The 26934-nt window shown below is 42.4% G+C and carries 25 protein-coding genes; 6 read left to right on the top strand and 19 right to left on the bottom strand.

The window, feature by feature from the left end:
- Positions 1 to 22: 22 nt before the first annotated feature.
- The 6 genes from bioD to ftn all read right to left on the bottom strand — a co-directional run bounded on the left by bioD (position 23) and on the right by ftn (position 5408).
- A complete protein-coding gene (bioD, locus tag LZP46_RS03245; protein ID WP_236094669.1) occupies positions 23 to 673 on the bottom strand; it encodes a dethiobiotin synthase in 651 nt (216 codons plus the stop codon).
- Positions 670 to 1479, bottom strand: coding sequence for a malonyl-ACP O-methyltransferase BioC (gene bioC / locus LZP46_RS03240; protein ID WP_236094668.1), 810 nt, complete (start codon positions 1477 to 1479; stop codon positions 670 to 672). The genes bioD and bioC overlap by 4 nt, the downstream gene beginning before the upstream one ends.
- 8 nt (positions 1480 to 1487) lie before the next feature.
- Positions 1488 to 2645, bottom strand: a complete 1158-nt coding sequence (locus LZP46_RS03235) for an 8-amino-7-oxononanoate synthase (RefSeq protein WP_236094667.1) — start codon at positions 2643 to 2645, stop codon at positions 1488 to 1490.
- Positions 2642 to 3925 (bottom strand): adenosylmethionine--8-amino-7-oxononanoate transaminase, encoded by a 1284-nt coding sequence (gene bioA, locus LZP46_RS03230; protein ID WP_236095165.1) that lies wholly within the window; start codon positions 3923 to 3925, stop codon positions 2642 to 2644. Before bioA ends, LZP46_RS03235 begins: the two co-directional genes overlap by 4 nt.
- A gap of 98 nt (positions 3926 to 4023) precedes the next feature.
- The gene (locus tag LZP46_RS03225; protein WP_236094666.1) at positions 4024 to 4755 is read right to left on the bottom strand and encodes an alpha/beta fold hydrolase; all 732 of its coding nucleotides are present in this window, start codon (positions 4753 to 4755) and stop codon (positions 4024 to 4026) included.
- Positions 4756 to 4943: 188 nt separating this feature from the next.
- Positions 4944 to 5408, bottom strand: coding sequence for a heteropolymeric bacterioferritin subunit Ftn (gene ftn / locus LZP46_RS03220; RefSeq protein ID WP_004972356.1), 465 nt, complete (start codon positions 5406 to 5408; stop codon positions 4944 to 4946).
- 324 nt (positions 5409 to 5732) lie between these two features.
- On the opposite strand from ftn, the gene LZP46_RS03215 reads away from it, so the two are divergent.
- Positions 5733 to 6794: an SDR family oxidoreductase gene (locus LZP46_RS03215; RefSeq protein ID WP_236094665.1), complete on the top strand. Its 1062-nt coding sequence runs from the start codon at positions 5733 to 5735 to the stop codon at positions 6792 to 6794.
- 86 nt (positions 6795 to 6880) lie between these two features.
- Here the strand turns inward: LZP46_RS03215 and ligA are convergent, their stop codons facing one another.
- The 5 genes from ligA to LZP46_RS03190 form a co-directional block, all read right to left on the bottom strand.
- A complete protein-coding gene (ligA, locus tag LZP46_RS03210) occupies positions 6881 to 8917 on the bottom strand; it encodes an NAD-dependent DNA ligase LigA (RefSeq protein ID WP_236094664.1) in 2037 nt (678 codons plus the stop codon).
- Between the two features lie 181 nt (positions 8918 to 9098).
- On the bottom strand, positions 9099 to 10148 hold the full coding sequence (locus tag LZP46_RS03205; RefSeq protein WP_236094663.1) for a cell division protein ZipA C-terminal FtsZ-binding domain-containing protein: 1050 nt from the start codon (positions 10146 to 10148) through the stop codon (positions 9099 to 9101).
- A 1-nt stretch (position 10149) separates the two neighbouring features.
- A complete protein-coding gene (gene smc, locus LZP46_RS03200; protein ID WP_236094662.1) occupies positions 10150 to 13614 on the bottom strand; it encodes a chromosome segregation protein SMC in 3465 nt (1154 codons plus the stop codon).
- Between the two features lie 10 nt (positions 13615 to 13624).
- Positions 13625 to 14320 carry a GntR family transcriptional regulator gene (locus LZP46_RS03195; RefSeq protein WP_236094661.1) on the bottom strand — a complete coding sequence of 232 codons (696 nt, stop codon included), beginning with the start codon at positions 14318 to 14320 and terminating at the stop codon, positions 13625 to 13627.
- A gap of 219 nt (positions 14321 to 14539) precedes the next feature.
- Positions 14540 to 15349 carry a sulfite exporter TauE/SafE family protein gene (locus LZP46_RS03190; protein WP_236094660.1) on the bottom strand — a complete coding sequence of 270 codons (810 nt, stop codon included), beginning with the start codon at positions 15347 to 15349 and terminating at the stop codon, positions 14540 to 14542.
- A 28-nt stretch (positions 15350 to 15377) separates the two neighbouring features.
- On the opposite strand from LZP46_RS03190, the gene LZP46_RS03185 reads away from it, so the two are divergent.
- Together LZP46_RS03185 and LZP46_RS03180 are read left to right on the top strand one after the other, a co-directional pair.
- A complete protein-coding gene (locus tag LZP46_RS03185) occupies positions 15378 to 16145 on the top strand; it encodes a biotin--[acetyl-CoA-carboxylase] ligase (RefSeq protein ID WP_004972369.1) in 768 nt (255 codons plus the stop codon).
- Positions 16142 to 16882 (top strand): type III pantothenate kinase, encoded by a 741-nt coding sequence (locus LZP46_RS03180; protein ID WP_180160933.1) that lies wholly within the window; start codon positions 16142 to 16144, stop codon positions 16880 to 16882. The genes LZP46_RS03185 and LZP46_RS03180 overlap by 4 nt, the downstream gene beginning before the upstream one ends.
- 138 nt (positions 16883 to 17020) lie before the next feature.
- Here the strand turns inward: LZP46_RS03180 and ffh are convergent, their stop codons facing one another.
- Positions 17021 to 18430, bottom strand: coding sequence for a signal recognition particle protein (ffh, locus tag LZP46_RS03175; RefSeq protein ID WP_096902093.1), 1410 nt, complete (start codon positions 18428 to 18430; stop codon positions 17021 to 17023).
- Between the two features lie 139 nt (positions 18431 to 18569).
- Here ffh and LZP46_RS03170 point away from each other — a divergent pair, with 139 nt between their 5' ends.
- From LZP46_RS03170 to LZP46_RS03160, 3 genes are all read left to right on the top strand, one after another.
- The gene (locus tag LZP46_RS03170; protein WP_236094659.1) at positions 18570 to 19379 is read left to right on the top strand and encodes a cytochrome C assembly family protein; all 810 of its coding nucleotides are present in this window, start codon (positions 18570 to 18572) and stop codon (positions 19377 to 19379) included.
- A gap of 164 nt (positions 19380 to 19543) precedes the next feature.
- On the top strand, positions 19544 to 20401 hold the full coding sequence (locus LZP46_RS03165) for an urea transporter (RefSeq protein ID WP_236094658.1): 858 nt from the start codon (positions 19544 to 19546) through the stop codon (positions 20399 to 20401).
- 255 nt (positions 20402 to 20656) lie between these two features.
- Complete coding sequence (locus LZP46_RS03160; RefSeq protein ID WP_236094657.1) at positions 20657 to 21592, top strand: tRNA dihydrouridine synthase; 936 nt, start codon at positions 20657 to 20659, stop codon at positions 21590 to 21592.
- A 61-nt stretch (positions 21593 to 21653) separates the two neighbouring features.
- Here LZP46_RS03160 and LZP46_RS03155 read toward each other — a convergent pair whose 3' ends face one another.
- The 7 genes from LZP46_RS03155 to LZP46_RS03125 form a co-directional block, all read right to left on the bottom strand.
- Positions 21654 to 22721, bottom strand: a complete 1068-nt coding sequence (locus tag LZP46_RS03155) for a DUF1176 domain-containing protein (protein ID WP_236094656.1) — start codon at positions 22719 to 22721, stop codon at positions 21654 to 21656.
- A gap of 146 nt (positions 22722 to 22867) precedes the next feature.
- The gene (locus tag LZP46_RS03150; protein WP_004972386.1) at positions 22868 to 23209 is read right to left on the bottom strand and encodes a YegP family protein; all 342 of its coding nucleotides are present in this window, start codon (positions 23207 to 23209) and stop codon (positions 22868 to 22870) included.
- A 240-nt stretch (positions 23210 to 23449) separates the two neighbouring features.
- Complete coding sequence (locus LZP46_RS03145) at positions 23450 to 23791, bottom strand: zinc ribbon domain-containing protein YjdM (RefSeq protein WP_236094655.1); 342 nt, start codon at positions 23789 to 23791, stop codon at positions 23450 to 23452.
- Between the two features lie 93 nt (positions 23792 to 23884).
- Positions 23885 to 24250, bottom strand: coding sequence for a DUF488 domain-containing protein (locus LZP46_RS03140; RefSeq protein ID WP_236094654.1), 366 nt, complete (start codon positions 24248 to 24250; stop codon positions 23885 to 23887).
- Positions 24251 to 24365: 115 nt separating this feature from the next.
- A complete protein-coding gene (locus LZP46_RS03135; protein ID WP_004972392.1) occupies positions 24366 to 24743 on the bottom strand; it encodes a ribonuclease E inhibitor RraB in 378 nt (125 codons plus the stop codon).
- Between the two features lie 166 nt (positions 24744 to 24909).
- Complete coding sequence (locus LZP46_RS03130) at positions 24910 to 25860, bottom strand: DUF5660 family protein (protein ID WP_236094653.1); 951 nt, start codon at positions 25858 to 25860, stop codon at positions 24910 to 24912.
- Positions 25861 to 26136: 276 nt separating this feature from the next.
- Positions 26137 to 26802 (bottom strand): RluA family pseudouridine synthase, encoded by a 666-nt coding sequence (locus LZP46_RS03125; RefSeq protein WP_236094652.1) that lies wholly within the window; start codon positions 26800 to 26802, stop codon positions 26137 to 26139.
- Between the last annotated feature and the right edge of the window lie 132 nt (positions 26803 to 26934).

The raw sequence follows: 26934 nt of genomic DNA, 5'->3' as shown, positions 1-26934 counted from the left end.
GGTTGGAAAAAAATAATAAGGATTAAATATTTGGCAATACAGGAATTTCAATCCACTGTGCTTTTGGAAAGCTTTTTGACAAATAATTTTTTAAATATTTGGCAGTATCCTGCGAAATTAAAGGGTCTTGTGATTCATCGTTCAAATTATATGCCAATGCATGTAAATTCAAACCACGTGTTTTTAAAGCTTCCAAACTGAGCAAAGTGTGGTTAATACTGCCCAAACGCCCAGAACTCACCAAAATAACAGGATATTGTTTTTGCTCAATATAGTCGATGGTGAGCAAGTCTGTGGTCAGCGGCACCATGAGCCCACCTGCACCTTCTAATAATACCGCATCATACTTTGCCGCCAGTTGCGCAGTCGCTGCCTCAATTTTAGCAAAGTCAATTTCACGACCATCAATTTGTGTCGCCAAATGCGGTGAAGCAGGATAACTAAAAATTTCAGGCATGGTGAGTTTGTCATCATCTTCAGGCAACCATTCACTGCCCATAATTTTACGATGCTGTTCAATATCTTCTGAAACATCTTGATTGCCTGTTTGAATCAACTTTTGGGTAATGGTCTGAATACCCTGTTCATTCATAGTTTTGGCCAAATAACCTGTGGCATAGGTTTTGCCAATCCCTGTATCAATACCACTCACAAAATAGATTTGAGCTGTCATGGCATTCTCCGTGCAAGACAATAAATAGGATGATACGTGAGCGTATAACTTTTTTGCTGTGAGCTATGCTGCTGACTAAACTGTTCATAGCCCTGATAAAACTCGGTTAAAGTCGTTTTGTTCCAACGCTGCCCTTGCGCAGTACCTGTGACACCTGTGGCTTTTAAGTGCTGCAAAATCTGTTTGGGATGTTCAAAACTTAATGATTCAAGCTGCTCTGAACAATGTAATACCTCAAAGCCGTGCTGTTTAAGCTGTTGTTGTAACGTATCCATACTCAAATAATGTAAGCCCTGACCTGTTAATTGCTTAATTTCAGTCAGGTTTTGAGGGCCAAATGTCGAAAAGCAAAAATATCCTTGCGGTTTTAACGCTTGATTCGCCTTGCACAATAAGGCTCCAAAATCTTCCACCCATTGCAAAGCCGAACTCGAACAAATTAAATCCAAAGACTGCGGAAAATCGAGCTGTTCTATATCGCCAATTAAGCCATGAATTTGCGTACTAGTTGTTTGAGGATGATGCAGATACGCATGCAACACTTCGGCATATAAATCATTTAAAGTCAGCTGTTGAATTTGAAATTCACGCAGTAGCAAGTCGGTTAAATTCCCTGAACCACAGCCGATTTCCAAGACGTTTTCAAAGCAAGGCTGAGGTTGATCTGACAACTTTTGCTGCACAATATATTGCTGCATTTTTGCCATTAAATGCTGACAAATTTGCTGTTGTACCACCGCATGCGATTTATAACTCTGATGTGCTCGGGCAAAACGCTGTGCTACCTGTGCTTTATCTATACGCATACGCACACTCAAAGCAAATCCAGTAACTGTGTTAAATCTGCCGTTTCAAATTGCGTATTTAAACAAATCCGCAGTCGTGAGCTGCCTTGCGGTACAGTCGGCGGACGTACAGGCATCACATAAAAACCTGCAGTCTGTAACTGTCGGGCTTTGCTTACAGTTGCAGTAGAGTCGCCAATAATCACAGGTACAATTTGCGAAGTTGATGGGCAAGCAAAACCTTTGGCCTGAATCCCCTGCTGTATAGATTGGCTCAAGGCCGCCAAATGCTGACGCTGTGTCTGCATGTGCACAATCTGATTCAGCATAAACTGCGTCCATGCCATACAAACAGGTGGTTGTGCGGTACTGAAAATTAGTGGACGCATCCGATTAATTAAGTAATCACGGATAATCGGATCACAAATCAAATATCCCCCAACTGAAGCAACGGCTTTACCAAAAGTCCCGACCAGAAAATCAATTGCATCAATCACGCCATATTGTTCAGCACAACCTAAACCTTGCTGCCCACGTACGCCAATGGCATGTGCTTCATCTACATATAACATGACTTTGGCAAATTGCTGTTTAAGCGCCACTAAAGCAGCTAAATCAGTTTCATCGCCATCCATACTAAAAATGGATTCGGTCACCACAATAATGCGTTCATAATTATCATCGGCATGATATTGCGTCAGCAATTGCTGCAAATGTGCCAAATCATTATGGCGATAACGCAAATATTTGGCAGATGACAAGCGAATCCCATCAATCATGCTGGCATGTACCAGTTTATCGGCCAAAATGAGCGTTTTTGCATCTGCTAAGGCGGGTAAGATACCAATATTCATGTGATAACCGCTGTTAAACAGCAAGGCGGCACGTCCATGAAATAATTGCGTTAATGTGGCTTCAAGCTGTTCATAGGCAGGGAAATTTCCAGTCAGCAAACGTGATGAAGATGCACTCATTAAACGCTGTGCATTGGGCGTTTCATCAAAAAACTGTTCACGTAAGCGCAAATCAGAGGCTAAACCCAAATAATCATTGGAAGATAAATTCAGCATCTGCTGTTGCTGAATTTCAATTGTTTTACCTTGCTGCTGATTGCTGCGAAATTGACGAAAATTGCCCTGTTGGCGAAGCTGATCAAGCTGTTCTGCATAGTGATCGAGTAAACTCATGCGCTCGCTCCTTGCATACCTGTCACCACCTCAGCCAATTGCTGCAATAAAGTATTTAGTTCTGCTGCTGTAATCACATACGGCGGCATCACATAAACCAATTTACCAAATGGACGTACCCAAATACCACGTTGCACAAATTGTTGTTGTAGACATTGCATATCTACCGCATGTTTAAGTTCTACCACGCCAATAGCACCTAAAACTCGCACATCCTGCACCCATGCCAAATTAGCCAATGGCGTTAAATGCTGTTCAAGTTGCTGCTGAATGCGTTGAATATTGGCTTGCCAGTCTTGTTCTAATAATAATTGGGTACTTTTTACTGCAACCGCGCAGGCCAGTGGATTTGCCATAAAGGTCGGGCCATGCATAAACACACCTGCCTCACCCTGCGAAATCATTTCTGCAACATGCTTCGTGGTCAATGTGGCAGACAAAGTCATATAACCGCCTGTCAGCCCTTTGCCGATACACATAATATCGGGTTCGACCTGAGCATGTTCCCATGCAAACAACTTGCCTGTACGCCCAAAACCTGTGGCAATTTCATCAAAAATTAACAACACATCATATTGTTCACAGAGCAATTTGGCTTGACGCAAATATTCAGGATGATAAAAGCGCATGCCGCCTGCACCTTGCACAATCGGCTCAATAATCATGGCGGCAATCTGTTGATGATGCTCGGCCAAACTTTGTGCCAATTCTGCAATATCGGCAGGATTCCACTCTTGGTCAAAACCTGTTTGTGGTGCAGATACAAAATAACGACGCGCCAAACTTGAGCCAAAAACCTGATGCATCCCTGTAACAGGATCACAAACCGACATGGCATTCCATGTATCGCCATGATAGCCAGAACGGGTGGTAATAAAATTGGTTTTTTCAGTTTTGCCTTGTGCAGTCCAGTATTGCACCGCCATTTTCAGCGCCACTTCAACGGCGACGGAGCCTGAATCTGCATAAAAAATTTTATCTAAACTCGGTGGGGTAATTTCGATCAACAAACGCCCTAACTCAATAGCAGGACGATGGGTCAATCCACCAAACATGATATGCGCCATACTGTCGAGTTGCTCAGTCACAGCACGGTTCAGCTCAGGATGGTTATAACCATGAATCGCGCACCACCACGATGACATGCCGTCAATCAATTGACGACCATCTTCAAGTTCGATGGTGCTACCAAATGCTCGCTTGACTTTAAAGGTTGGCAAAGGCTGAGTCATAGAGGTATAAGGATGCCAAAGATGTTCACGATCAAAAGCCAAATCCATCTGTTCTGTCATCCCACCATCACCCTTGAACTTGTAAAAACTTGATGTGCCAAATCTTAAACCTGTCTACAGATAAAATAAATTGCGAGATTTGTCACTTATGGACCTGTTGACGGATTTTTCTGTAAATATTGGCAGATTTTGCTAGTCAGCTCATCTGCATGGAACAATGGCAGCCCATGTGAACCTGGTAAAACGTCTACGCTTAAAAACTTTGCAGCTAAATTTTGAAGTTTAGCTGCAACTTTGCAATCAACTAAAACATCCTGCTCTGCAAAAAGATGATACTGCTGACCTGTATAACTTTTAAGCTTAGTCACCAAGTTTAAGTTTTCCAATAAATTTAAACCGTGTTGAAGCAAAGATTGCGGCTGTGCCTGCACCAAACTTTGCAATTGTAATAGGTCGGTTTTACTGCTAGTGACACCCTGACACACCATAAAACCAAATCGCTTTAGGGTCAGAATTGGGTCTTGTTCAAAAGATTGTTTAAACTGGGCAAAAGTAGCTTGTGGCATAGCGGTATCCCAATCGGCTTGTGCCACAAAACACGGATTAGACGCAATCGTGATTAAGGTTTTATATCCTGCATATTGGCTGGCAATCGCATCGACCAGTAGCGTTGCCAATTGCCCACCCAGTGACCAGCCCATAATTACATCAAACTGACGTGCAAATTCAACCTGTTGCTGCATGACTTGAGCATCAGTAGCGTTAAAAATATTGATCAGTTCAACCCGAAAACCTTGTGCAATCAAGGCTTGCTGCAATGGGTTTAAGAGTGCAGTACCACCGCCCCAGCCCGTAATCAATAAAATTTGTTGTTGCACGTGGCTTGCTCTCAAGTTAGAAAATCACCTCAGTATAATACTGAATCGGCTCAATCGACATCTGCAAAGCACCAAGATACATCCTTAAAAAAACCAATTGATATAAAAAAGCCAATCTATAAAAACCGATCTATAAAAAAACCCGACTTATCATAAATCGGGTTTTGGTCTATTTTGCTTTGATCAGATTACATTTGCGATTGAATGTAGTTTTGCAAACCAATCAGCTCAATTAAACGCAATTGTTTTTCTAACCAATAAGTGTGGTCTTCTTCGGTGTCGGTCATTTGCTGACGCAACATATCACGGCTGACATAGTCACCTTTTTCTTCACACAATTTTACGCCTTGCGCCAATTTTTCACGCACTTCATATTCGAGTTTTAAATCGGCTTTTAAGCAAGACACTACATCTTCACCCACGTCGATGTCATCGCGCTGCATATTTGGTGTGCCTTCAAGGAACAATACACGACGAATTAAAGCATCGGCATGCTGCGCTTCTTCCTGCATTTCATGGTCAATGCGTTCAAAAATTTTGCTTAAACCCCAATCTTCATACATACGTGAATGGATCAGGTATTGATCGCGAGCAGCCAGTTCGCCACCAATCAACATATTTAAATAGTCTACGACTTCTGGATTGCCACGCATTTGCTGTACTCCCTTTCTTAATCCAGTCATTATGGACACATTCAGGCAAAATTGCAAAAGTTAATTACTGTAAACCCATGATTTTTATAGAATAAAAATGAGAAACATACGCATTTGCAATATAACTTAAAAATTCCCATATATAAAACAACTGCTTGGCAAAACTTAGCTTTAAAAATTACAATACAATGATTTTGCTTCAATTTGTAAATATTGAAAGAAACTGTACTTTGACGCACAGGTATCGTAAAAAATGCCTCAAAAGCAGATTTTAAACCCCAGCTGCTATATGATAGTCACGAGTTCCATCACTTTCCTAAAATAATGACAAATCTAAATACATCAGCACCCATTTTAGTCACAGGCGCAACAGGCTATATTGCCAGTTGGGTCATTAAAAACCTGCTTGAACAAGGACATACCGTACACGCAACGGTGCGTGATCTGAATAAAACCCACAGTTTTCAACATCTGACTGATATCGCCGCAAAAGGCACAGGAAACTTAGAATTATTCCAAGCCAACTTACTTGAAGAAGGCGCTTTTGATGTTGCCATGCAAGGCTGTGAAATCGTGCTGCACATGGCTTCACCTTTTGTAGTCACCAATTATAAAGATGCAATCAAAGACATTATTGAGCCTGCCGTAATTGGTACCAAAAATGTGTTAAACAGCGTTAATCGTACCGCTTCGGTAAAGCGTGTGGTGGTGACTTCAAGTATTGCTGCAACCTACGGCGATGCGATTGATATTTTAAATACGGCCAATAATCGCTTTGATGAAAGTCACTGGAATACAAGCAGTAGCCCTGAGCATCAGCCTTATCCTTATTCTAAAGTGGCGGCAGAACGCAAAGCATGGGAAATGGCAAAGGCACAAACCCGCTGGGATTTGGTCTGCATCAACCCTGCGTTGGTGCTCGGGCCATCCTTAACCAAAAACACGCAATCGGGCAGCGTGGAAGTGTTATTGCAGTTTGCCAATGGCATGACCTTGGCAGGCGTCCCTGCCATGTGGAATGGTATTGTAGATGTACGTGACGTGGCCGATGCCCACATTCAAGCCGCCTTTAACCCTGCTGCTAAAGGTCGCTATATTATTAGTGGTGGTACATTCAGCTTACTGGAAATGGGCAAAATTTTGGCACAGCATTTTGGACGTAAATATCCGTTCCCACGTAATCAGTTACCTAAATTTGCCTTTAAAGCCTTTGGTCCTTTACTTGGTTTTTCCCGTAAATTTGTGGAACTGAATATGGGCTACCCAATGTATTTTAATGCAGAAAAAAGTCAGCGCGAATTGGGGATGCGCTACCGTAATATTGAAACCAGTTTAATCGAACATTTTCAGCAACTCATTGATGATGGCATTGTGAAGAAGCGTTAAATCTTCGATTTCTCTCAGTTAAAACAAAGGCACTTCATCGTTGAAGTGCCTTCGTACTTATCTTGGATAAAAATGTAGCATGCTGCTTATTCAAGCACACCATATTCCTTCATCAGCTGAATAAACTCTGCTTCATTCATAACTTGTACACCCAACTTCTCGGCTTTTTCTAGCTTTGAGCCAGCTTTCTCACCCGCCACGACACATTTGGTTTTAGCCGAAACACTGCCACTCACCCGTGCGCCCAAGGCCTGCAACAACTGAGTCGCTTCATCACGTCCCATTTGGCTCAAGGTCCCTGTAATCACCCAGCTTTCGCCATTCAAAGGCTGACGTGTCGGTGCAATTGGAGCATCCCAGTGAATGCCTGCCGCCAATAAACGATCCAACACTTCTAAATTATGCGGCGCTTGGAAAAAGTCCAAAATCCATTCTGCGGTAATATCTCCCACATCTGGAGTTTTCTTTAATGCTTCTAAATCAGCGTCACGCAAAGCCTCTAAAGTCTGAAACGTATTGGCAAGCATTCGCGCGGTGGTTTCGCCCACACCACGAATCCCTAAAGCATAAATAAATGCAGCCAACGTGGTTTTTTTGCTGTTTTCAATCGAGTCAATCAAGTTCTGAACCGACTTCTCACCCATTTTTTCAATGCCGAGCAAAGTGGCGCGGTGTTCGTGTAAGTGATAAATATCGGCCACATTTTGCAGCAAGTTCAGGTGCAGTAATGACTCCACCCAACGATCACCTAAACCTTCAATATTCATGGCTTTACGCGATACAAAATGACGAATCGCTTCAATACGCTGCGCAGCACAATACAAACCACCTGAGCAACGCGCCAACGCCTCACCTTCAGGCATCACCACAGGTGAATCACACACAGGGCATTGTTTAGGTAAATGCACTTCTTGTGCATCGGCAAGGCGAAATTCAGGCCAAACTTTTTCCACTTTAGGAATTACATCACCACTACGGTAAACACTGACCGTATCGCCTAAACGGACATCCAAACGATGAATTTCACCAATATTATGCAAAGTAACATTGGATACCGTCACACCACCTACGGAAACGGGGTTTAAACGTGCCACAGGGGTCAGCGTACCTGTGCGCCCCACTTGCCAATCAATATTCTCAATGGTGGTTAAAGCTGTTACTGCAGGGAATTTATAGGCAGTCGCCCAGCGCGGCTCACGACTTAAAAAACCCAATTGCTGTTGCTGCTTCAAATCATTGACCTTAACCACCATGCCATCAATTTCAACGCTTAAATTCGGACGCTCAAGGTTAATTTGCTCATAGACTGCCTGAACCTCTTGAATGCTCTTACAGACAAAATGACGTTCACCAATTTCAAAGCCAAACTGCTCCAACCATGCCAAACTGTCGGACATGGTGCTTTGTCCATGAGGTGGCACACATTGCGCAATGCCATAAGCATAGAATGCCAAAGGACGTGATGCCGCTATATTTGGATCTAACTGACGCAAACTTCCTGCTGCTGCATTACGTGGATTGGCAAAGGTTTTTTCACCTTTTGCTATATAGGCCGCATTGAGTTTCTCAAAACCAAGTTTTGGCATCAACACTTCACCGCGCACTTCCAAAAGTTCAGGAATGGCAGCTTCTGTTGCACTCAAGACTTTAGGTAAATTGCGGATGGTTTTGACGTTGTGGGTAATGTCTTCTCCTGTTTCCCCATCACCACGGGTCACACCACGCACTAAAATACCGTGTTCATACCAAAGTGAAATCGCCAAACCATCAAATTTAAGTTCGACATCGTATTCAATATTTTGATTAGGCAAACGCTCTTCGACACGTCTTGCAAAAGCAAATAATTCTTCCTGATTAAACACATTGCCTAAAGACAACATGGGTACGGCATGCCTAACCGTAGTGAACTTCGCCAAAGGGGTGCCACCGACTTTATTGGTCGGTGTATCGGGTTGTACTAAATCTGGATGCTGTTGCTCTAACGCTTTGAGTTGATGGAAAAGCTGATCATATTCGCTGTCTGCAATTGTCGGTTGATCCATCACATAATAGGCATGATTGTGCTTGGCAAGTAGTTGAATCAATTGACGCATTTGCGCCACGACAGTTAAATCTACAGACATATTATCCACCATAAAAAAGGGCGGTCTTGTTCCGCCCTTCAATTTTTCTATGTAGCGTATGCTACCGCTTGTATTGCTGCACATTATAAAAATGCGGCTGTAAAGTTGCAATTTATCCTGCTGCACTCAGTTTAATTGCCAAACACTTGACGTAGCTTGCACCAAGTCCGAGATCGTAATTTTAAGCATGACTTGCCTGACCAGCACGATAATCGATTGCCTGATGACGCCAGTGCTCACGTAATTGTGGGGTAAATTCTAAATGGTTTTGGTCGTAGACCGTTCCATCAATTTCACGTGCAATAAGTCCCGAAATACTAACCATGGTGTCAAAGGCATTTTGCACATCGCTATGTGGCAAAGCGAGGAAGAACGCCAAACCTTTGACTTGTTCGCTCGATAAGGTTTCTAAATCAAAACCATCTGCGCCTTCATCATTAATTTGTAAAACCGAGAATAATAATTTGGTGCCATCTTCGTTATAACGATGAAAACATGACATTTCACCAAAACGTAAACCATATTTCATCAATACTTTTAGGGCTTTATCGCCCGAAAGTATGCGACGTTCAGGGAAGATATTCAGCGCAATAAAAGATTCAGCTGTTGCTAAGGCACTTTCTTCATCCATGATTTTTTGTTCGTGCAAGTGTGAATCTAAAATGCTACTTTCTTCATTAAAGTCAGAAATTTCGGCAGTTTCAATGTGTTGATTCAGTCTGTATTCAGTCGAAGCCTTGTTTTGCTCGACAGTCTGCGCATTTGGTTCAGTTTCTGCAATCACTTGCTGAATTTCATCCGACAATGAATATTCTGTAGTTGTCGCTGTCGGGCTTGGCGTATCTTGTGCAACTTCAGATTTCGATATCGTTGTGGATGGATCAAGCGCAGAATTTTCTGTATCTGCCTGCAAACTCGGTTCAACTTTGTCGGTTTCTGTGCTTGAAGAAGCCACGATATCATCTGTTAAAGCCTGCGGTTCCGACTTGGCAGGCGCATCTTGCGTAACTTCATCTACCGTTAAAGTCGGCTCCACACGTGGTGGCTTAGCGTCGCTTTGCAATTGGTCTCGTACATGGCGTGGAATAATCGGTTGTTGACAATCTTCATTGAACTGCAATTCAGAATCCAATGACGGTGCTGAATTTGTAGGTTTTTTGAGAATCATTTTCAAACCAAACGCCATGATCACAATAGCGATGACAATTCCAACGATTGTGGTGATTTCCATATTATGCCTCCGCGACTAGGCCGTATTCTGCGGCTTCTTCTAAATTTACGGTTACTAATTTTGAGGTTCCCGGTTCAGGCATGGTAACACCTAAGAGGTCGGTTGCCATCGTCATAGCAAGTTTATTATGTGTAATGTAAATGAATTGCACTTGTTCAGAAAGTTCTTTTACTAAATTACAAAAGCGTCCCACGTTGGCATCATCCAACGGCGCATCAACTTCATCTAGCACACAAAATGGCGCTGGATTTAAACGGAAGATTGCAAAAACCAAAGCCAAAGCTGTCAGGGCTTTTTCGCCCCCTGAAAGTAAGGCCAAAGAACTGTTGCGCTTACCTGGTGGACGCGCCATCAATTTGACCCCAGATTGCCAATCATCTTCCAAACTCAGACTGGCTTCACCGCCATTAAAGACTTTAGGAAATAGCTCCTGCAATTCGGTATTGATCTGATCAAAGGTGTTCATAAACAGTTTACGAGTTTCCTGATCGATACTTTTCATTGCCGCCTGCAACTGCGAAACAGTATTTTGCAAGTCTTCAATTTGATGGCTTAATTCTGCAAAACGAGCAGTGACTTCTTCATATTCTTCCGAAGCTGCCAAATTGACCGCACCCAATTTATCAAACTGCTGCTGTGCTTTCACCAGTTTTTGGTGATGCGAGGTAACATCAATATGCAAACCTGTGATGATCTCGCTGTTTAAATCTTTCAACTGTTCAGAATAATGCTGATAGTCTGACTTTGCCGACTGCCATGCCAAGCGTTTTTCTTCAAGTTTGGCACGTAATTGTTCGTCTTGTTGCTGTTGCTGCTGCCGCTGTTCGGTCAGTTGCTGCTGCTTGGATTGGACGCTGTGCAATTCCACTTGCCATTCCTGCCAAGTTTTTTGCAGCTTTTCAGTCTCTTGCTGTTGCTCTGAAAACTGAGTTTCTAAGGCAGGCAATTCCAACTGAACAGGATCGACAAACTTTTTGGCTTGTTCCATTTGCGCCACAATTTGTTGATATTGTGTTTTTAAGAAAGTAGCGTCTTTTTCTAACAGCTCAATTTGCTGCTGAGTTTGTACCGCCTGACGACGTAACAGCTCCACTTCTTGTTGCTGCAGCTGAAACTGCTGCTGTGAACTATCAAGTTGTTCATTCAGCTGCTCGACCTGAAATTGCAAGGTTTTATACTGCGGCAAAGCTTGCTCAAGTTTAAAAGCCAATGCATGCAAATCAATTTCCAGATCATCTTTTTGCATGGCATCTTCTTCGAGCTGTTCATCTAATTGTGCCAATTGATGCTGTAATTGCTGTTGCTGCACCGCAAAAGCCTGTGCAGCACTTTCAGCTTTCGCCATTTGTACATCTAGCGTTTGCAAAGCTTGCTGCTGCTGTCTGAGCTGTTGCTGTTGCTGCTGCAATTGCTGCTGCAACTGTTGTACCTGTTGCTGCAATTCAGGCAGTTGCTGTTCTGCTTGCTCACATTGTGGAAGTTGCAACGCCAACACCTGTTCAATTTGCTCCAAGCGAATCCGATGACTTAGCGCTCCTTGACCTGCCTGTGCAGCTTCATCGTAAAACAGCCCGATGACCCAATCTGCTCCAACATGATAACCATCTAAACTAAGGATAGACTGCCCTGCTTGTAATTGCGTTTGCAATGCTAAAGCCTGCGATAAACTTTCTGTAATTGCGACACTTTGCCACAAGCTACTTTGCGGTGATGAAATCCAATCACTGAGCGACTCACACCCCGAAAGCTGTATTTTTGATGTTTGCGAGTCTACCGTCACATGGACTTTTAACTGACGTGCGCGGCTGTCCTGAAATTCGGTATCTGTTTCTACCACCTGTGCAGACAACCATTTAGCCAAAAACTTTTCAATTAAATTGGCATGTGGTTTCGCCACATCGGCAAGTTGTAATACTTGCATCAACTGCACTACATTTGCTTGGGATTTTGGACTTTGCTTAATGAGCAATTGATTTAGATTTTTCTGTTCAGACTGCAAAATCTGAATCTCAGATTTTAAGGTCGCACACTGCGATTTGTGCTCATTATAGCTCGCCTGCAACGTGGCGAGTTGCTGAGTGCTGTCTTGAATATTCTGTTCTAGTGTCAGCATTTCAGCCTGCAAGCGGGTCTTTTCGTCTTGCAGTTGTTGCATTCCCTCTTGCTGATCTTGCGGCTGAATTTGGGCAAACTGCTGTGTCAAGATTTGTTTTTGCTGTTCAATACGGCTGATGTTTTTGGCTAACTGCTCACTTTGTGCCTGCATGTGCACATGCTTTTGTTGTTGCTGTTCTACTTGTGCTTTGACTTGGGCATATTGTTCAGCTTGGGTTTGCTGCTGCGCTTTTAAATCCTGAAATTGCTGGCTCTGCTGCTGCGCCAAATGCTCTTGCTGCTGTAGATTTTCCTGTTGGTTTTCTTGCTGATCGACCAGACTCTCTAGCTGCAATTCAATCAACTGCAAACGCTCTTTGGTTTGTGCTTTTTGTTGTTCAAGCTGCGATAAAGTCGCGGTATTTTGCTGAAACAAACTTTGTTTTTGTTCCAAAGTCATTTTCAGTTCAGCCAGTTTCTTTTCTGCCTGTTGCCATTCTTGCTGTAGCGGTGTCGATTGCTGAATCAAACGCTGAAACAACTCACTGGTCGCAGTTAAGTCATGTTCCAAAGTGGTCAGCTCAGAGCGCACCAATTTAAAACTTTCCCCTAACTCATTCATACTCAGGGTATATTCTTGCTGTAAACGTGCACTTTGTTCACACTGAAAAGACAACACTTCGACTTTAATGGTGCGAATTTCGCTCTCAAGCGCTTTGTATTGAATTGCTGTTTCTGACTGACGTTTTAAGGTTTTTAATTGCGATTTTAGTTCTGAAGCAATATCTTCCAAACGCGCCAGATTCTGCGTGGTGTGATCCAAATGCAGCATAGTTTCACGACGACGCGCCTGATAACGTGACACACCTGCCGCTTCTTCAATAAACACCCGCATTTCTTCAGGTTTGGCATCGACCAAACGGTTGATCATACCCTGTTCAATAATTGCATAAGAACGTGGGCCTAAACCTGTACCCAGAAAAATATCGGTGATGTCACGACGACGACACTTGGTTCCATTTAAAAAATATTCAGACTTACCATCACGGTTCACCTGCCGACGTACCGACAGTTCGTTATAGGCATTATAAGCACCGCCCAATTTGCCATAGGTATTGTCAAAACGCAGTTCAACACTGGCTAAACCTACAGGTTTACGTTTGGCTGTTCCTGTAAAAATCACGTCCTGCATACTGCCACCGCGCAATTGACGCGCGCTAGATTCGCCCATCACCCAACGAATGGCATCAATCACATTAGATTTACCACAGCCATTCGGCCCCACTACAGCGGTACGGTTGGCTTTAAAATGTAAGGTCGTACTGTCGGCAAAAGATTTGAAGCCAGAAAGTTTTAAACTGCTTAAACGCATAATGTCCCAATTAACGGCGTGAACGTCTTGCCCATGCAAGCTCGATCTGTTTCATACGGGTCAGAGATTCCAACACCAAGTTGCGCAAGTGTCGGCAAAAATCTTCCATAAATAAAGTGGCTTGTTGTGATTTTCTGCTTAAAATTGCATCACTCACCAGTTTAAATAATTCAAAAGATTCTTGTAACTCCCGACGCGAAGTATTTAAGGTCAAAAAGTAACTGCGTCTTAACGATGGCAATAACTCTTGATAGAACTTCATTAAGTATAAATTTCCCACCATATCAGGCTGCTGCGCCAGATATTGAAAAATTAGATCATAAAACTTTTCAGTATTGCCCAAGCGACATTGCTCTGCCAGTTGCAGCAAAAGTTGTTGTAAGGCTTCGGCTTCATGCATTCGCCATGTGTCCGCAATACGCTGCACAATATAACCTAATAACAAACTGCTGCTGTCAAACAAAGCACGGACTTGCTGTGCCGACATTTCCGACACAATTGCACCACGTCGTGGAAAAATTTCAATCAGATGAGTACGTTGCAATAACAACAGCGCTTCACGTACCGAACCACGACTGACGTCCAATTCTTTGGCAATACGCAATTCCTGAATACGTTCACCTTCAACCAAATCGCCGCTAATAATCTGTTCTGCGATGTGGCGGGCAATTTGTTCCGATAAACTTTCTGATTCTTGTTGTTGCATACTGTTCCTATCTTGTTTTTATAAGATGCAGTGATGAGAATTCAGAGCCACACTCATTTAGGACATCTCAAGATCATCCTTCGACTGCAAGCATAGCTCCGATACAAGCATCTTTCTTTTTACTGCGAAACAGCTCACAACGCCATGACATTGTCCGACAATTTGATGGCGCTAGAGCCAATTTTACATGGCTTAAAACAAAGAAAATAGCGACTCAACTTAGAAAAATACTCGCATGCCCTGATAAACAAAATAACACCCAACGGTGGTGAGCAAGCAGGCAAAACATTTTTTCAACATCGCAGGCGATAACAAATGCGCCACTTTTGCACCCACTTTGGCGGTAATAAAGCTCATTACACTAATGCCTATAAAAGCATAAATGTGGATATAGCCAATGGTATTAGGTACTGCAACTTCGGCTTGCTGACCAAACCACATAAAGCCGAGTGCGCCCGCCACCGCAATTGGCAAACCACAAGCAGCTGAGGTGGCCACCGCTTTTTGCATGACCACGCCATAACGGTTTAAATACGGCACGGTTAAACTGCCACCGCCAATCCCAAAAATTGCAGAGGCAATACCAATTCCACCGCCCGCCATGACTTGCTTGGCTGTTGAGGGCAAATGATGTGACGGATCAACCGCAATATTTGCGCCTCTAAACATCTTAAAAGCCACCCACAGTGCAAAACCACCAATCAATAACTGCAAACCCTGACCCGAAAGGAAATCGGCAATACCTGCACCAACAAATGCACCCACAATTAAACCAGGCGCAAGATTACGAAATACAGGCCACATCACCGCACCTTTTTTGTGGTGTGCCGTAACTGAGCTGATCGAAGTTACAATAATGGTTGCCAATGATGTCCCCACCGCCATGTGCATTAACACCGATGGGTCATAATTGAGTTGAGTGAACACAATATATAAAATTGGCACAATAATTAAGCCGCCGCCCACGCCAAACAGCCCTGCTGCAAATCCAGCAATTGCACCAATCAATAAATATATGATTAACTCCATAAATATATTCCACTATTTGTAAATTCGTATGGATGTAGAAACCCGACAACTGCAACAACAACTCACAGAAGCAGGACAGCTTCCAGAAGTACTCATCCTGAAGCCGATTACCACTTCCACCAATGATGATGTACGGGAAATTGCACAAAAAGGTGTGCAGAGTGTCTTGGTATGCAGTACCAGACAAACGCATGGTCGAGGACAACGTCAACGGCAATGGGTATCACCCGAAGGGAACATCTATTTAAGCACATTGCTAAATTTACGAACACCTGTAAATGGGCGTTTGGCTTTAGAAATTGCGTTAAATATCTTGCAAATGCCGAGTCTACAGGCGCTGAATCTACAAGTAAAATGGCCAAATGACTTATACAGCCCGCAAGGCAAATGGGGCGGCATCTTAATTGAGCCAATTTCTGCACAGCAAGTCATTGTTGGGGTTGGGCTTAATCTTGCACCTGTCAGCTCAGCAGTTATTGATCAAAAAACCACATCTTTAACCGAACTGGGTTTGGTATCTATTGATCGTGTGCGCCTGATCGCAGAGCTTTATCTTGCCATTCAACAAGCCTGCGACTGGTTTAATCACGATTGCTATAATTTGGCATCTCGCTTCAATCATCATGCCGCATTTATGCAACAACAAGTTGAATTTGAACATTTTAAAGGTACTTGTCAGGGTACTTTTTTAGGCATTCAGGATGATGGCGCAGTGCAAATTGAAACGGCACAAGGGCTTGAAGTTTTTTATCAGGGACGTTTACGCCCTATCGATCATGCCGAGTCATCTTCATGAAAAATTTATGGCTAGATATTGGTAACACCCGCCTGAAATATTGGGTCACAGAACAAGACCGCATCATCGAACATGAAGCAGAATTGCATTTGCAATCTCCTGCCGATTTGTTGCTGGGTTTGATTCAACACTTTAAAAGTCTGAATGTGCATAAAGTAGGCGTGTCATCGGTACAAGATCAGAAGAATAATCAACGCATTCACTTGATTTTAAAAACCCTGAATGTGCCTGTGATTTATGCCAAAGTGCATGCAGATTATGCAGGTTTGCATTGTGAATATGATATTCAACAACTGGGGATAGATCGCTGGCTGCAAGTGCTTGCCGTGGCAAATGACCCACAAGAAAATTATTGTGTCATTAGTTGTGGTACGGCGCTGACTATTGATTTGGCGGATGGACTGACGCATTTAGGCGGCTATATTTTACCGAACTTATATTTGCAACGTGATGCACTGATTCAAAACACCAAAGGCATTAAAATTCCCGATGCTGCATTTGATGAACTCACCCCAGGACGCAGCACCATTGATGCTGTTCATCATGGTATTTTACTCGGCTTGCTCAGCACCATTGAGCATGTAATTCGACAGTCACCACGTAAACTGATTTTAACGGGTGGCGATGCACCGCTGTTTGCCAAATTCTTGCAGCAATATCAACCGCAAGTCGAGCAAGATTTATTGCTCAAAGGTTTGCAGCGTTATATTCAGTATGCAACGCATGGAGTGCACTAAAAACCAAACATTGCTCCATCTACGCTGATAAATCTTTCGGTGTAGCTGTCATCTACGAATAAAGAACAACAAAAAAGCAGGCGCATTTTTATGCGCCTGCTTTTTTAACACTTAGATTCTAAGATGTTTTAATAACAATTATTTCTTAGTTGGGTCGTTGCCACCAAACAATGGGCCCATACCGCCGCCACTAAATTGCTTTTGTAAACCGCCCAGTGAACGCATCATTTTTGCCATGCCCGATGGATTGGCAAATTTTTTCATCATTTTTGCCATTTGTGCATGTTGCTTGATCAACTTATTCACTTCTGACACATCCATACCACAACCCGCAGCAATACGTTTTTTACGGCTTGGATTCATCAGGTCTGGGTTACGACGCTCTTTGATGGTCATCGACTGGATAATCGCTTCCATCTTTTTCACTTGCTTTTCAGGATTGGCTTGTGCAATCGCATCTTGAATACCTGAGTTACTCATGCCAGGCAACTTGTCTAAGAAGCCCATCATGCCGCCCATTTTGTTCATTTGCTCAAACTGCATCAACATATCTTCAAAGTTGAAGCTACCGCCTTTTTGCAGTTTTTTCGCCATTTTTTCGGCTTTTTCTTTGTCGATTTTACGTTCAACTTCTTCGACCAAAGACAGCACGTCACCCATACCCAAAATACGTTGCGCAACACGTTCTGGGTGGAATGGCTCTAGGGCATCGAGTTTTTCACCCATCCCCAAGAATTTAATTGGTTTACCAGTAATCGCACGCACTGAAAGTGCTGCACCACCGCGTGCATCACCATCGGTTTTGGTCAGGATCACACCCGTTAATGGCAAGGCATCATTAAAGGCTTTGGCGGTATTTGCCGCATCCTGCCCCGTCATGGCATCCACCACGAACAAAGTTTCAGTCGGTTTAATCGCTGAGTGTAATGCTTTAATTTCGTCCATCATGTCATCATCGACATGCAAACGACCTGCGGTATCGACAATTAAAACATCAGCAAACTGAATTTTTGCCTGTTCGATAGCACGGTTGGCAATATCTACAGGGTTTTCATTGGCATTCGAGTCAAAGAAAATTGCACCAACTTCACCAGCAACTGTTTGTAGCTGTTTAATCGCTGCAGGACGGTAAACGTCGGCAGACACCATGGCGACTTTTTTCTTTTGACGTTCTTGTAAAAAACGTGCCAATTTTGCAGCTGTGGTGGTTTTACCCGCACCCTGCAAACCTGCCAACAACACTACAACTGGTGGCTTGGCAGCTAGGTCAAGGCTTTCATTGGCCTCGCCCATCATTTTTGTGAGTTCGTCATAGACAATTTTGACGAACGCCTGACCAGGGGATAACTGAGTCATCACTTCCTGACCCAATGCCTCTTCCTTAACTTTCGCGATGAATTCACGAGTTACAGGTAACGCCACATCGGCTTCAAGAAGTGCCATACGTACTTCACGTAACGTATCTTTAATATTGTCTTCGGTTAGCTGCCCTGAGCCAGTAACATTTCTTAAACTCTGCGTGAGTCGTTCTGTTAAGGTATCAAACATTGCAAATTCCGCTTAAAATAGCCATTAGCAAAAAAATGTTTCTTTAAAATAGAAAATTTATGCACAAGATGCTATAGGATACTGTAGTTCTCATCGAATTTATATAAATGAATATTCATCATCCTGAAAAAGGTTTGACATGATCAGTCTCCCCTTGGTTTATACGATTTTAGCATTAATCGCTTATACCAGCTCTTTTTGGTATTTATTTTCTCATTTAATGTCTAAACGTGCGCCAAATCACTGGTTTATTCGCTCTCTGCTCAGTTTGGGCTTAGTGCTGCATGCTGCGGTGTTATATAACGATATGTGGACGCCAATGGGTGTCAATTACAACGTGTTTAATCTGATGTCATTTACTTCAGGTTTAATGTTGTTATTGAGCTTGCTGTTCAGTAGTTACCGTCCTGTGATTGCACTGAATTTGATTGGTATTCCTGTGGCTGCAGCGGGTTTAATTGCAGGCTTTTCATTCAGTCAGCATAATTTATTTATTAACCAAAATTCGATTGGCTTAGACATTCATATTATTTTGTCGCTGTCTGCCTATGCTGTATTGCTCATGGCGACCATTCATGCGGTGTTAATGTGGTTTCAGAACCGCGAACTGAAAAATAAACAAAAGCGTCGAGTTTGGGTCAATTTACTGCCCTCTTTGCAAGATATGGAATCTTTGCTGTTTGATATGCTAATCGCAGGTTTTGCCCTACTGACTGTCGCATTAGGCTTTGGCTTTTTTACAATTGACAACTTCTTTGCACAGCACCTTGCGCATAAAACCGCTTTTAGTATTATTTCATGGTTTTTATATGGTGCACTTTTAATTGGGCATTACAAATTTGGCTGGCGTGGACGCAAAGCCATTCGTTTTACCATTACCGCTTTTGTGTTGCTTGCAATTGGATTCATCGGCAGTAAATTGGTGTTAGAAATGATTTTAGGACGATAACGCCAGCTTAATGATGCGTGTGTATGCTAAAAAATGAATACAACCTTAGACCTCTTGCATAAACAAACCAAAGCTCAGATTTCTTTTGCGCTGAAAGTGTACTTATTATGTGCCATGTAAAATACACATCTAATAAAAAGTTTTAAAATACAGTGAAGTACATAATGAATACTATCAAATCCTATACTCAAACTGTCTTTCGTGGTTTAGGACAAATCATGTTGCAAGAAAATGCTGCAACTGGACTATTATTTCTTTTAGGTATCGCCGTCCATTCACTTCGTCTAGCGTGCGTCGCAATTTTGGGGGCAGCAATTGGCACACTTTGGGCAAAACTGTGTAAATATCCAATTGCGTCTATTTCAGCAGGACTATATGGTTTTAACAGCGCCTTGGTTGCGATTGGTGTCAGTTACTTCTATCCAGTTTCTATACTGACATTTGGCTTACTCCTGTGCGGCAGTATTTTTGCTACGTTGATCATGCATATGATGCAAAGCTATCAACTCAAGCCTTATACCTTCCCTTTTGTGTTCACATTATGGCTCATCTTTGCCGTTATCCCCCAGCAAATGATTGACTTAGCTGCTGTGAGTTTAGGAATATTTACTCTAGATGGTGTTTTACAAAGTTTTGGACAAGTAATGTTGCAAGCCAATAGTTGGTCGGGTCTTATTTTTATAGTGGCAATTTTGGTGAACAATGCCAAACATGCGCTATGGGCCGTTATTGCTGCAACTTTAGGCATGCTAGTGGCTTTTTTATTGCAGTGGCCAAATACAGAAATTGCTGCAGGCATGTATAGCTATAATGCGGTCTTGGCGGCTTTTGCTGTTTTATTACTCACCCCACACAAATGGCTTTGTTTATTGGCTATTTTTCTCTCCGTGGGCTTTACCAAACTCATGTTTATCCTGTCATTACCGGCCTTAACTTTTCCGTTTATTTTGGCCATCTGGTGCGTCGCCTGGGGAATTGAATTTTCTCAAAACCGCCAAAAAGCAACTGAGCAGGTAGAATAATATTTGTATAAATGAGTTATCTCAAGCTTGTAATTAATAGACTTCTTTCATAACCCCCTAAGTCCCCCTTGAGAAGGGGGATGAGGAGCAATGCTCCGCAAGAGGGGTTTAAAAGACTTATGAAAGAGGCCTAATGAGATGATTTTTTGCCTCTTTATAAGCAATGGCATCGGGTTTTCATCATCAAACGGCTTTTGCTAGACAAGTGGTTGAATAATGGGTATAACCGCTTTTTCCTTATTTAGGTCTAACACATTGAAACTCATTCTTGCACCCATGGAAGGCTTAACTGATCCAATTATGCGTGATGTGCTCACTCATGTTGGCAGTTTTGATTGGTGTGTCACTGAGTTTATCCGTATTACCGAAAGTGTACTACCCGACCATATTTACTATAGTTTTTGCCCAGAACTTAAAACCGATGGCAAAACCGCAGCAGGCACGCCTGTGCATGTGCAATTCCTTGGCAATAACCCTGACATGCTCGCTGCCAATGCTGCCAAAGTGGTGGCACTTGGCGCTCCAGCGATTGATCTAAACTTTGGCTGCCCCGCCAAAACGGTCAACCGTCATCGTGGTGGTTCTGTCTTACTGGATGAGCCAGAAACAGTACACCAACTGGTAAAAGCTGTTCGTGATGCTGTTCCTGCACATATTCCCATTTCAGCAAAAATGCGCCTTGGTTATTTAGACGAGAACCACACCCTCGATAATGCGCATGCCATAGAAGATGCTGGCGCAAGTTGGCTTACAGTGCATGCACGAACCAAAGCCGATGGTTATACCCCACCCGCCTACTGGGAAAAAATTCAGCCGATTACTGAAGCACTAAAAATCAATGTCATTGCCAATGGTGAAATCTGGAATAATGCAGATGCCAAAGCATGCTTGCAACAATCACATTGTCAAGATTTGATGATTGGACGTGGTGCAGTCACAACACCAGATTTAACCTTATGTATCCGTCAGAATAAGGATCGAGCTGTTTTGTCATGGCAGGATTTGGTTGAGTTGCAACAACGCTTTTTAAATGGTCAATTTAAGACCGGAGTCGGAATGATTGGGCGTTATAAACAATGGCTTGGCATGATGTCGAAGCATTATCCTGAAGCTAAAACTTTATGGGATGACATCAAGCGACTGAAAAAATTAGATGAAATAATGGAAAAGTTAGTCGCACACACGACTTAAACAGTGAATCCATCTAGTTCAAAATTTATCTAAAAATTCAGCTTTTATTGGTGAGTGTCATCTATTCAACCTTGCTGACAAAGCTTGGCATGTCCCACGCACTGCCTGCAAAACCTTTGCATTGTCCTGCATCAAACTGATAGCTTTTGACAAACTGCTGACCATTCCACGCCCATTCAATTTGACTAAAACAATCGCCAATACCACGACCTTTTTGATAGGAAAAAATCTGCCCATTGCTAAATTCTGAAGCTGAATCCGTTACAAATTGCTGTATTTTTTGCAATTTTTTATCCATGACCCAATAAGCCACACCCCAATTATAAGCCCCACGCCAACAATTTGCCTCAACTAACACCCTATCCTGATTTAAAGGATAAGTATGAATTTGCTGTTCTGCTTGTTCAGGTTCAAACAGCATATAACAATCTTCACGATCTACGGTTTTTTGTAAAATTGGATATAACTTTTCTGCACTGGCCGCGGTAAGCACCTGTGCTTTGGCGGTTCGGTGTTGAGGCTGCATGAGAATGTTAATTTTAGGCATCGCTTGCGCTTTTAAGACCTGCGTGGATGCTTGATTGCCTTTTGCCAATATTGCGGAGTCTGTACCCACACGTTTTTGAAATTCATCCATTTTTAGCAACACTGCACTCATGCCTGCATCAGACAATTTCCAGCGTTGTTGACCATGTTTTAACTCGATCACTGCATGCTGACGCGCCTGCGCCAACAGCTTTTGCACACTGGCAGCAGATAAATTGGCGATACTTTCATGAAAGTTTAATTGTTGCAAAGTGCGTCCATTTAAAAATAAAGTCGCTTGAGCAATATCTTCTTGAATTTGCAATTGCCCTTGTACAGCACTCTTTGCACCTTCTTGACGGGTCAATAACATACTGATCGGTTGTTCAAAATCATCATCGCTTTGGTAGCCTGCGGCACGGCAGGTTCCTGTATTATCACAGGCCAACTCCCAATCTTGATGCTGAAAATACAGTCCTTGCAAAGCAGTCGACTGGCTTGAAGCAATCGTTTTTTCAGCAGTGATCGGTGCTGCAAAAATACCAACACTACCGAATAAACCACTGATCGCCAGCAATATTTTTAGATTGCATCTGAAATTCATAATCTTCGCAACTCCTGAAATGGTCATCTATAATTCAACGGCTCAATCAAAGCTAAATTTAGCACCTTGCCTACTCAGCTCAATAAAAAAGCACGCCAGAGCATGCTTTTCTAATGCAATTGAACATCAAGATTTAATGTAAAAAATTACGATTCCTGTGTTAAATCCTTGACCGTGGTGCTTGCGCCATTGGTTTTCACTGACTCAATGCCTTTGTCACGTGATTGTTCAGAAGTATAGAGCTGACTCGTACCAATAATCTGATGGTTGGCAGCTTTTAAATTAAAATACGGCTTATCATTCTTAGATGTCAGTCGATCATAACGCCCATCATCCTGACTGTTCTTTTGTACCGAAGCGATGCCATTTTTTGCCGATGCTTTCGCCTTATACTGTTCACTGGTTAAGATAATTTCGCCATTCCCAGCTTTAAGTACAAAGCGGTACTGACCATTGCTTGCTTGTGAAATCTCAAACCATCCTGACATACTTGCCCCCAGTTTTCTTATGAGTGGTGAAGTGTGTTGTTGAATGATGCTAGGCTTTAAACTGCCTAAAAATTATTCTTTTCACTTAAAATATAAAGGACTTAGGCACAAGAAAACAGTATTAATTTTGTACACTCTTAAAGTTATTGTTGCTCAATTTGAATACTAAAATACTTTTATAAACTCCATAAAAAAGCGCAGGCAACTCAAGTCGCCTGCGCTGTTGAAATCTGCTTAAACTTAAGCTTTTTTCACATACTCAGATTTTAATTTCATTGCGCCCATACCATCAATTTTACAATCAATATCGTGACCATCTGCTGCATCTGGAATTAAACGGATATTTTTCACTTTAGTTCCTACTTTTACAGCAGCAGAAGAACCTTTAATTTTAAGGTCTTTAATCACGGTTACCGTGTCGCCATCTGCTAACACATTACCATTTGCATCTTTAATTACTGCAGCAGCTTCTTCTAGCTGTTCCCCTTCTTTCCACTCGTGTGAGCATTCTGGGCAAATAAGCAAGTCACCATCTTCATAAGTATATTCCGACTGGCATTTTGGGCAATTTGGCAAAGACATAAAAAACCTCAAAAACTTTATTATAACATTTTTTACTGAATTTTCATAAACTTAAAAACCTTATAAAGCATAAGGATAATCAAATAAAACTCTTTAATTGGACTGTGCTAAGCGTTGCAGCATCACGCGTTTTAACACCACCACATGATTGTGCTGCTCATCTTTAGCTGCTGTGACCAGAGTGATTTTTTGCTGCTGTGCCAGTTCACACAACGCCTGTAAAGCCTCTTCTTGCTCTGCTAATTCAGCTGTATAACGCTGCTGAAACTGATTCCAATGTTGCTCAGGGTTTTGATGATACCATTTGCGCAGTTCAGTCGAGGGCGTAATTTCTTTGGGCCATAAGTCGATACGAGCACGTTCTTTGCTCACACCGCGCGGCCACAAACGATCAACCAATACCCGTGTTCCATCTGCCTGAGTCGCTTCAAGATAAGCGCGTTTGATTGCAATATCCATATTTGCACCTCTGCATCTTTCATGATGACTTTATCAGTGCCAGAGTTTTAGGCAGCAGATTATGTATTACAAATAAAAAAGCATGTGATCATCACATGCTTTTTAGCTAGCCAATTTAATCTTCGTAATCGTCTTCGTCTTCATCATCGTAGACGTAAGCCATACAGCCCCAACCATCGTATTCACCGCCATGTTCTTCAGCAATTTTGCTGAACCATTGTTCTAAATCAACAATGTCTGAATACTCTGGTTCCATGTAAACATAAATGGTAATGATCCATTCAACTGCGTCAGATTCTTCATCTTGGAATAATGAAATTTTTTGTTCTTCAGCCAACAAATACAAAGCACATTTTTCAGCTTGTTCTTGTGTGGTAAATGCGATGGAGTACTCAATCTCATGTGGCTCTGTCAGGTCATCCCCATCTTCATGCATTTGCCAAAGTACATTGCCATTATCATCATCAGGGAATTGTTCATAGTCACGTGTCATGCGAATATCCTTGTTATCTTTTTAGCCAATATATATCTGGCAAGTGACAAAATAGTGAATTCAACATAGCACAAATTTGCCCTAAGGACTCAATTTTCATTTCGTTATACACTGACTTTAGTCTGAAACACCCAAAAGCTTGCTTTTACATGACACTACAATTGCTCTAAGCATTTGCAGCCAGGTTAATTTGTGGCATCTGACAAGAGCTTTTCTGTTTAAATGCCAACAGCAAAGCGGCAAACTTTAATTCTTCTTGTCGAAGTGTTAAATAAGAGTCCAGAATTTTTGCGTGTCCAAATGCAGCGGCATAATGATTCAGCAAAGTAAAATCATCCTGCAAAGCTTGAAGCGAATCAGCCAAATTATGTTCAGTCAGCTGCGCCAAATATAAATCTGCCTTACTATTAAATGCTTGAGTCAGTAACGTCACTGCCGCTAGACGGCGTTGCTCATCGACAAAAGCACAATGCGCAACTTCTTGATTTTTCACTGCATCTTGAATCTTGTGTCGTACTTGCTGCAAGTGTTGTGCTGCATCACTGTAGCCATAACCTTCAATCAGATCATCCAATAGCTGCTGAGCAGGCAACTGAAAATCAGGCGTATGATTTTCAATTTTATGATACAGCGCGGTCATAATCTGTTCGAGTTGCTGACGTTCTTCAACCAAGTTATAAAAAGCACCCAATTGATCTTGTGCAGTTTTAAGCATTTTGGCTTTGGTTTTTTGCTCATGCTCGGCTAAAAAATCTCGGACTTTTTCAACTTGTTGCTTGCACTGCTCCCGCGTATTTTCCGCTTCGGATTTAACCATTTCTACAAACATTTCAACTTGTTGGCGACGTTCTAATACATATTGCTCAACGTCTAAAATATGTTGATAGTTCTGCAAGGTTTCTAAACGACCTTTTAAACTGCCTATTTCAATGCGTAGCACAGCCAGCTGATGCTCTAATTCATTACTTTCCAACTCATCGGACGCTAAATTGGAGCGAGTGCGGTCTAAATTGCTTTGTAACGATTGAATGCTGGCAGATAACTCACGGCTACGCTGAGATTGCCAAAAAATAATCACCACCAATACAATAATGATTGCAGCCAATATATACAGCATATGACTCTACCCCGCATTGGTCTGCCAGATGCTGAAAAGTCATCTTCAGTTTTAAAGACGCTTTCTAACCCGCTTTGACAGCCCACCACACTCAAAAACACAAAATTTTAAAACAGCGAGTCATTCACCTCCTTCATTTATGCCAAGGCAAATGAATAACGACAGCTCTAAGGATACGTTAGCGAGTTAACGGCACGAAGACTATCCCAATTTTTGAGTATTTTCACAAAAAAATTGAAAAATATGCGCCTGTTAGAAAATTGAATCCAAAAATCTCTAAAAAGGAGGCTGTGCCCGAATTGCAACAGGAACTTGGCTTAAAGGTTGTGTGAAAGCCAAATAACTGGCATGCAGCGCCATCCGACCTAACGTGCTTTTTTGAGGCTCAGGATGATATAACTTATCGCCTGTAATGGGATGTCCAATATATTGCATGTGTACTCGTAACTGATGCGAGCGCCCTGTGATCGGGGTGAGCAACACACGGGTAACATCTTCAACCGCACAATATTCCAAAGCCTGATACAGCGTTTGCGCAGGTTTACCTAAATCAAAATGCACAATTTGCCGTGGACGGTTTTCCCAGTCAGTAATTAAAGGCACATCGACACTGCCCTCACCTTCAAGTTTGCCTTGAATTAACGCATTATAGTTTTTTTCGACTGTTCGCGCCTGAAACATTTTGCTCAAGGCGACTTCTGCATCACGGTGCTTGGCAAACATGAGAATACCTGAGGTCGCCATATCTAAACGATGGGCAATTTTTGCCTGAGGATAATTTGCGAGCACTCTTAAATATGCGCTGTCGTGATGTTCAGGCAAACGTCCAGGCACAGACAATAAACCTGCAGGCTTATCAATCACCAATAAATCGTCATCTTCATAGACAATTTTTAAAGGCTCTTGTGGAGGTGCATAAATAAAGTTGTCGTTTAAAGCCATGAACATACAGCATACAAAGCGGTGCGGGCAAAATATCAAGCACAGCCCGAACTGTCAATTCAGTCGGGCGATGTGCTTTTTAGTGTAAAAATTTAGATTTTTAATTGGCTTAGTCTGCCAAGCTCAATCTGT

Origin of the sequence: Acinetobacter sp. SCLZS86 (assembly GCF_021560715.1) — a bacterium.
GTDB classification, from domain to species: Bacteria; Pseudomonadota; Gammaproteobacteria; order Pseudomonadales; family Moraxellaceae; genus Acinetobacter; species Acinetobacter towneri_A.
This window is presented reverse-complemented; position numbering and strand designations above follow the sequence as displayed.

Excerpts from the sequence above, each read along its gene's own strand:
- bioD (WP_236094669.1), bottom strand. The coding sequence starts at position 673 with ATGACAGCTCAAATCTATTTTGTGAGTGGTATTGATACAGGGATTGGC.
- bioC (WP_236094668.1), bottom strand. The coding sequence starts at position 1,479 with ATGCGTATAGATAAAGCACAGGTAGCACAGCGTTTTGCCCGAGCACAT.
- LZP46_RS03235 (WP_236094667.1), bottom strand. The coding sequence starts at position 2,645 with ATGAGTTTACTCGATCACTATGCAGAACAGCTTGATCAGCTTCGCCAA.
- bioA (WP_236095165.1), bottom strand. The coding sequence starts at position 3,925 with ATGGATTTGGCTTTTGATCGTGAACATCTTTGGCATCCTTATACCTCT.
- ftn (WP_004972356.1), bottom strand. The coding sequence starts at position 5,408 with ATGCGTGGCAATCCAGAAGTCGTAGACTATTTAAATATGTTGATTGGT.
- LZP46_RS03215 (WP_236094665.1), top strand. The coding sequence starts at position 5,733 with ATGACAAATCTAAATACATCAGCACCCATTTTAGTCACAGGCGCAACA.
- ligA (WP_236094664.1), bottom strand. The coding sequence starts at position 8,917 with ATGTCTGTAGATTTAACTGTCGTGGCGCAAATGCGTCAATTGATTCAA.
- LZP46_RS03205 (WP_236094663.1), bottom strand. The coding sequence starts at position 10,148 with ATGGAAATCACCACAATCGTTGGAATTGTCATCGCTATTGTGATCATG.
- smc (WP_236094662.1), bottom strand. The coding sequence starts at position 13,614 with ATGCGTTTAAGCAGTTTAAAACTTTCTGGCTTCAAATCTTTTGCCGAC.
- LZP46_RS03195 (WP_236094661.1), bottom strand. The coding sequence starts at position 14,320 with ATGCAACAACAAGAATCAGAAAGTTTATCGGAACAAATTGCCCGCCAC.
- LZP46_RS03190 (WP_236094660.1), bottom strand. The coding sequence starts at position 15,349 with ATGGAGTTAATCATATATTTATTGATTGGTGCAATTGCTGGATTTGCA.
- LZP46_RS03185 (WP_004972369.1), top strand. The coding sequence starts at position 15,378 with ATGGATGTAGAAACCCGACAACTGCAACAACAACTCACAGAAGCAGGA.
- LZP46_RS03180 (WP_180160933.1), top strand. The coding sequence starts at position 16,142 with ATGAAAAATTTATGGCTAGATATTGGTAACACCCGCCTGAAATATTGG.
- ffh (WP_096902093.1), bottom strand. The coding sequence starts at position 18,430 with ATGTTTGATACCTTAACAGAACGACTCACGCAGAGTTTAAGAAATGTT.
- LZP46_RS03170 (WP_236094659.1), top strand. The coding sequence starts at position 18,570 with ATGATCAGTCTCCCCTTGGTTTATACGATTTTAGCATTAATCGCTTAT.
- LZP46_RS03165 (WP_236094658.1), top strand. The coding sequence starts at position 19,544 with ATGAATACTATCAAATCCTATACTCAAACTGTCTTTCGTGGTTTAGGA.
- LZP46_RS03155 (WP_236094656.1), bottom strand. The coding sequence starts at position 22,721 with ATGAATTTCAGATGCAATCTAAAAATATTGCTGGCGATCAGTGGTTTA.
- LZP46_RS03150 (WP_004972386.1), bottom strand. The coding sequence starts at position 23,209 with ATGTCAGGATGGTTTGAGATTTCACAAGCAAGCAATGGTCAGTACCGC.
- LZP46_RS03145 (WP_236094655.1), bottom strand. The coding sequence starts at position 23,791 with ATGTCTTTGCCAAATTGCCCAAAATGCCAGTCGGAATATACTTATGAA.
- LZP46_RS03140 (WP_236094654.1), bottom strand. The coding sequence starts at position 24,250 with ATGGATATTGCAATCAAACGCGCTTATCTTGAAGCGACTCAGGCAGAT.
- LZP46_RS03135 (WP_004972392.1), bottom strand. The coding sequence starts at position 24,743 with ATGACACGTGACTATGAACAATTCCCTGATGATGATAATGGCAATGTA.
- LZP46_RS03130 (WP_236094653.1), bottom strand. The coding sequence starts at position 25,860 with ATGCTGTATATATTGGCTGCAATCATTATTGTATTGGTGGTGATTATT.
- LZP46_RS03125 (WP_236094652.1), bottom strand. The coding sequence starts at position 26,802 with ATGGCTTTAAACGACAACTTTATTTATGCACCTCCACAAGAGCCTTTA.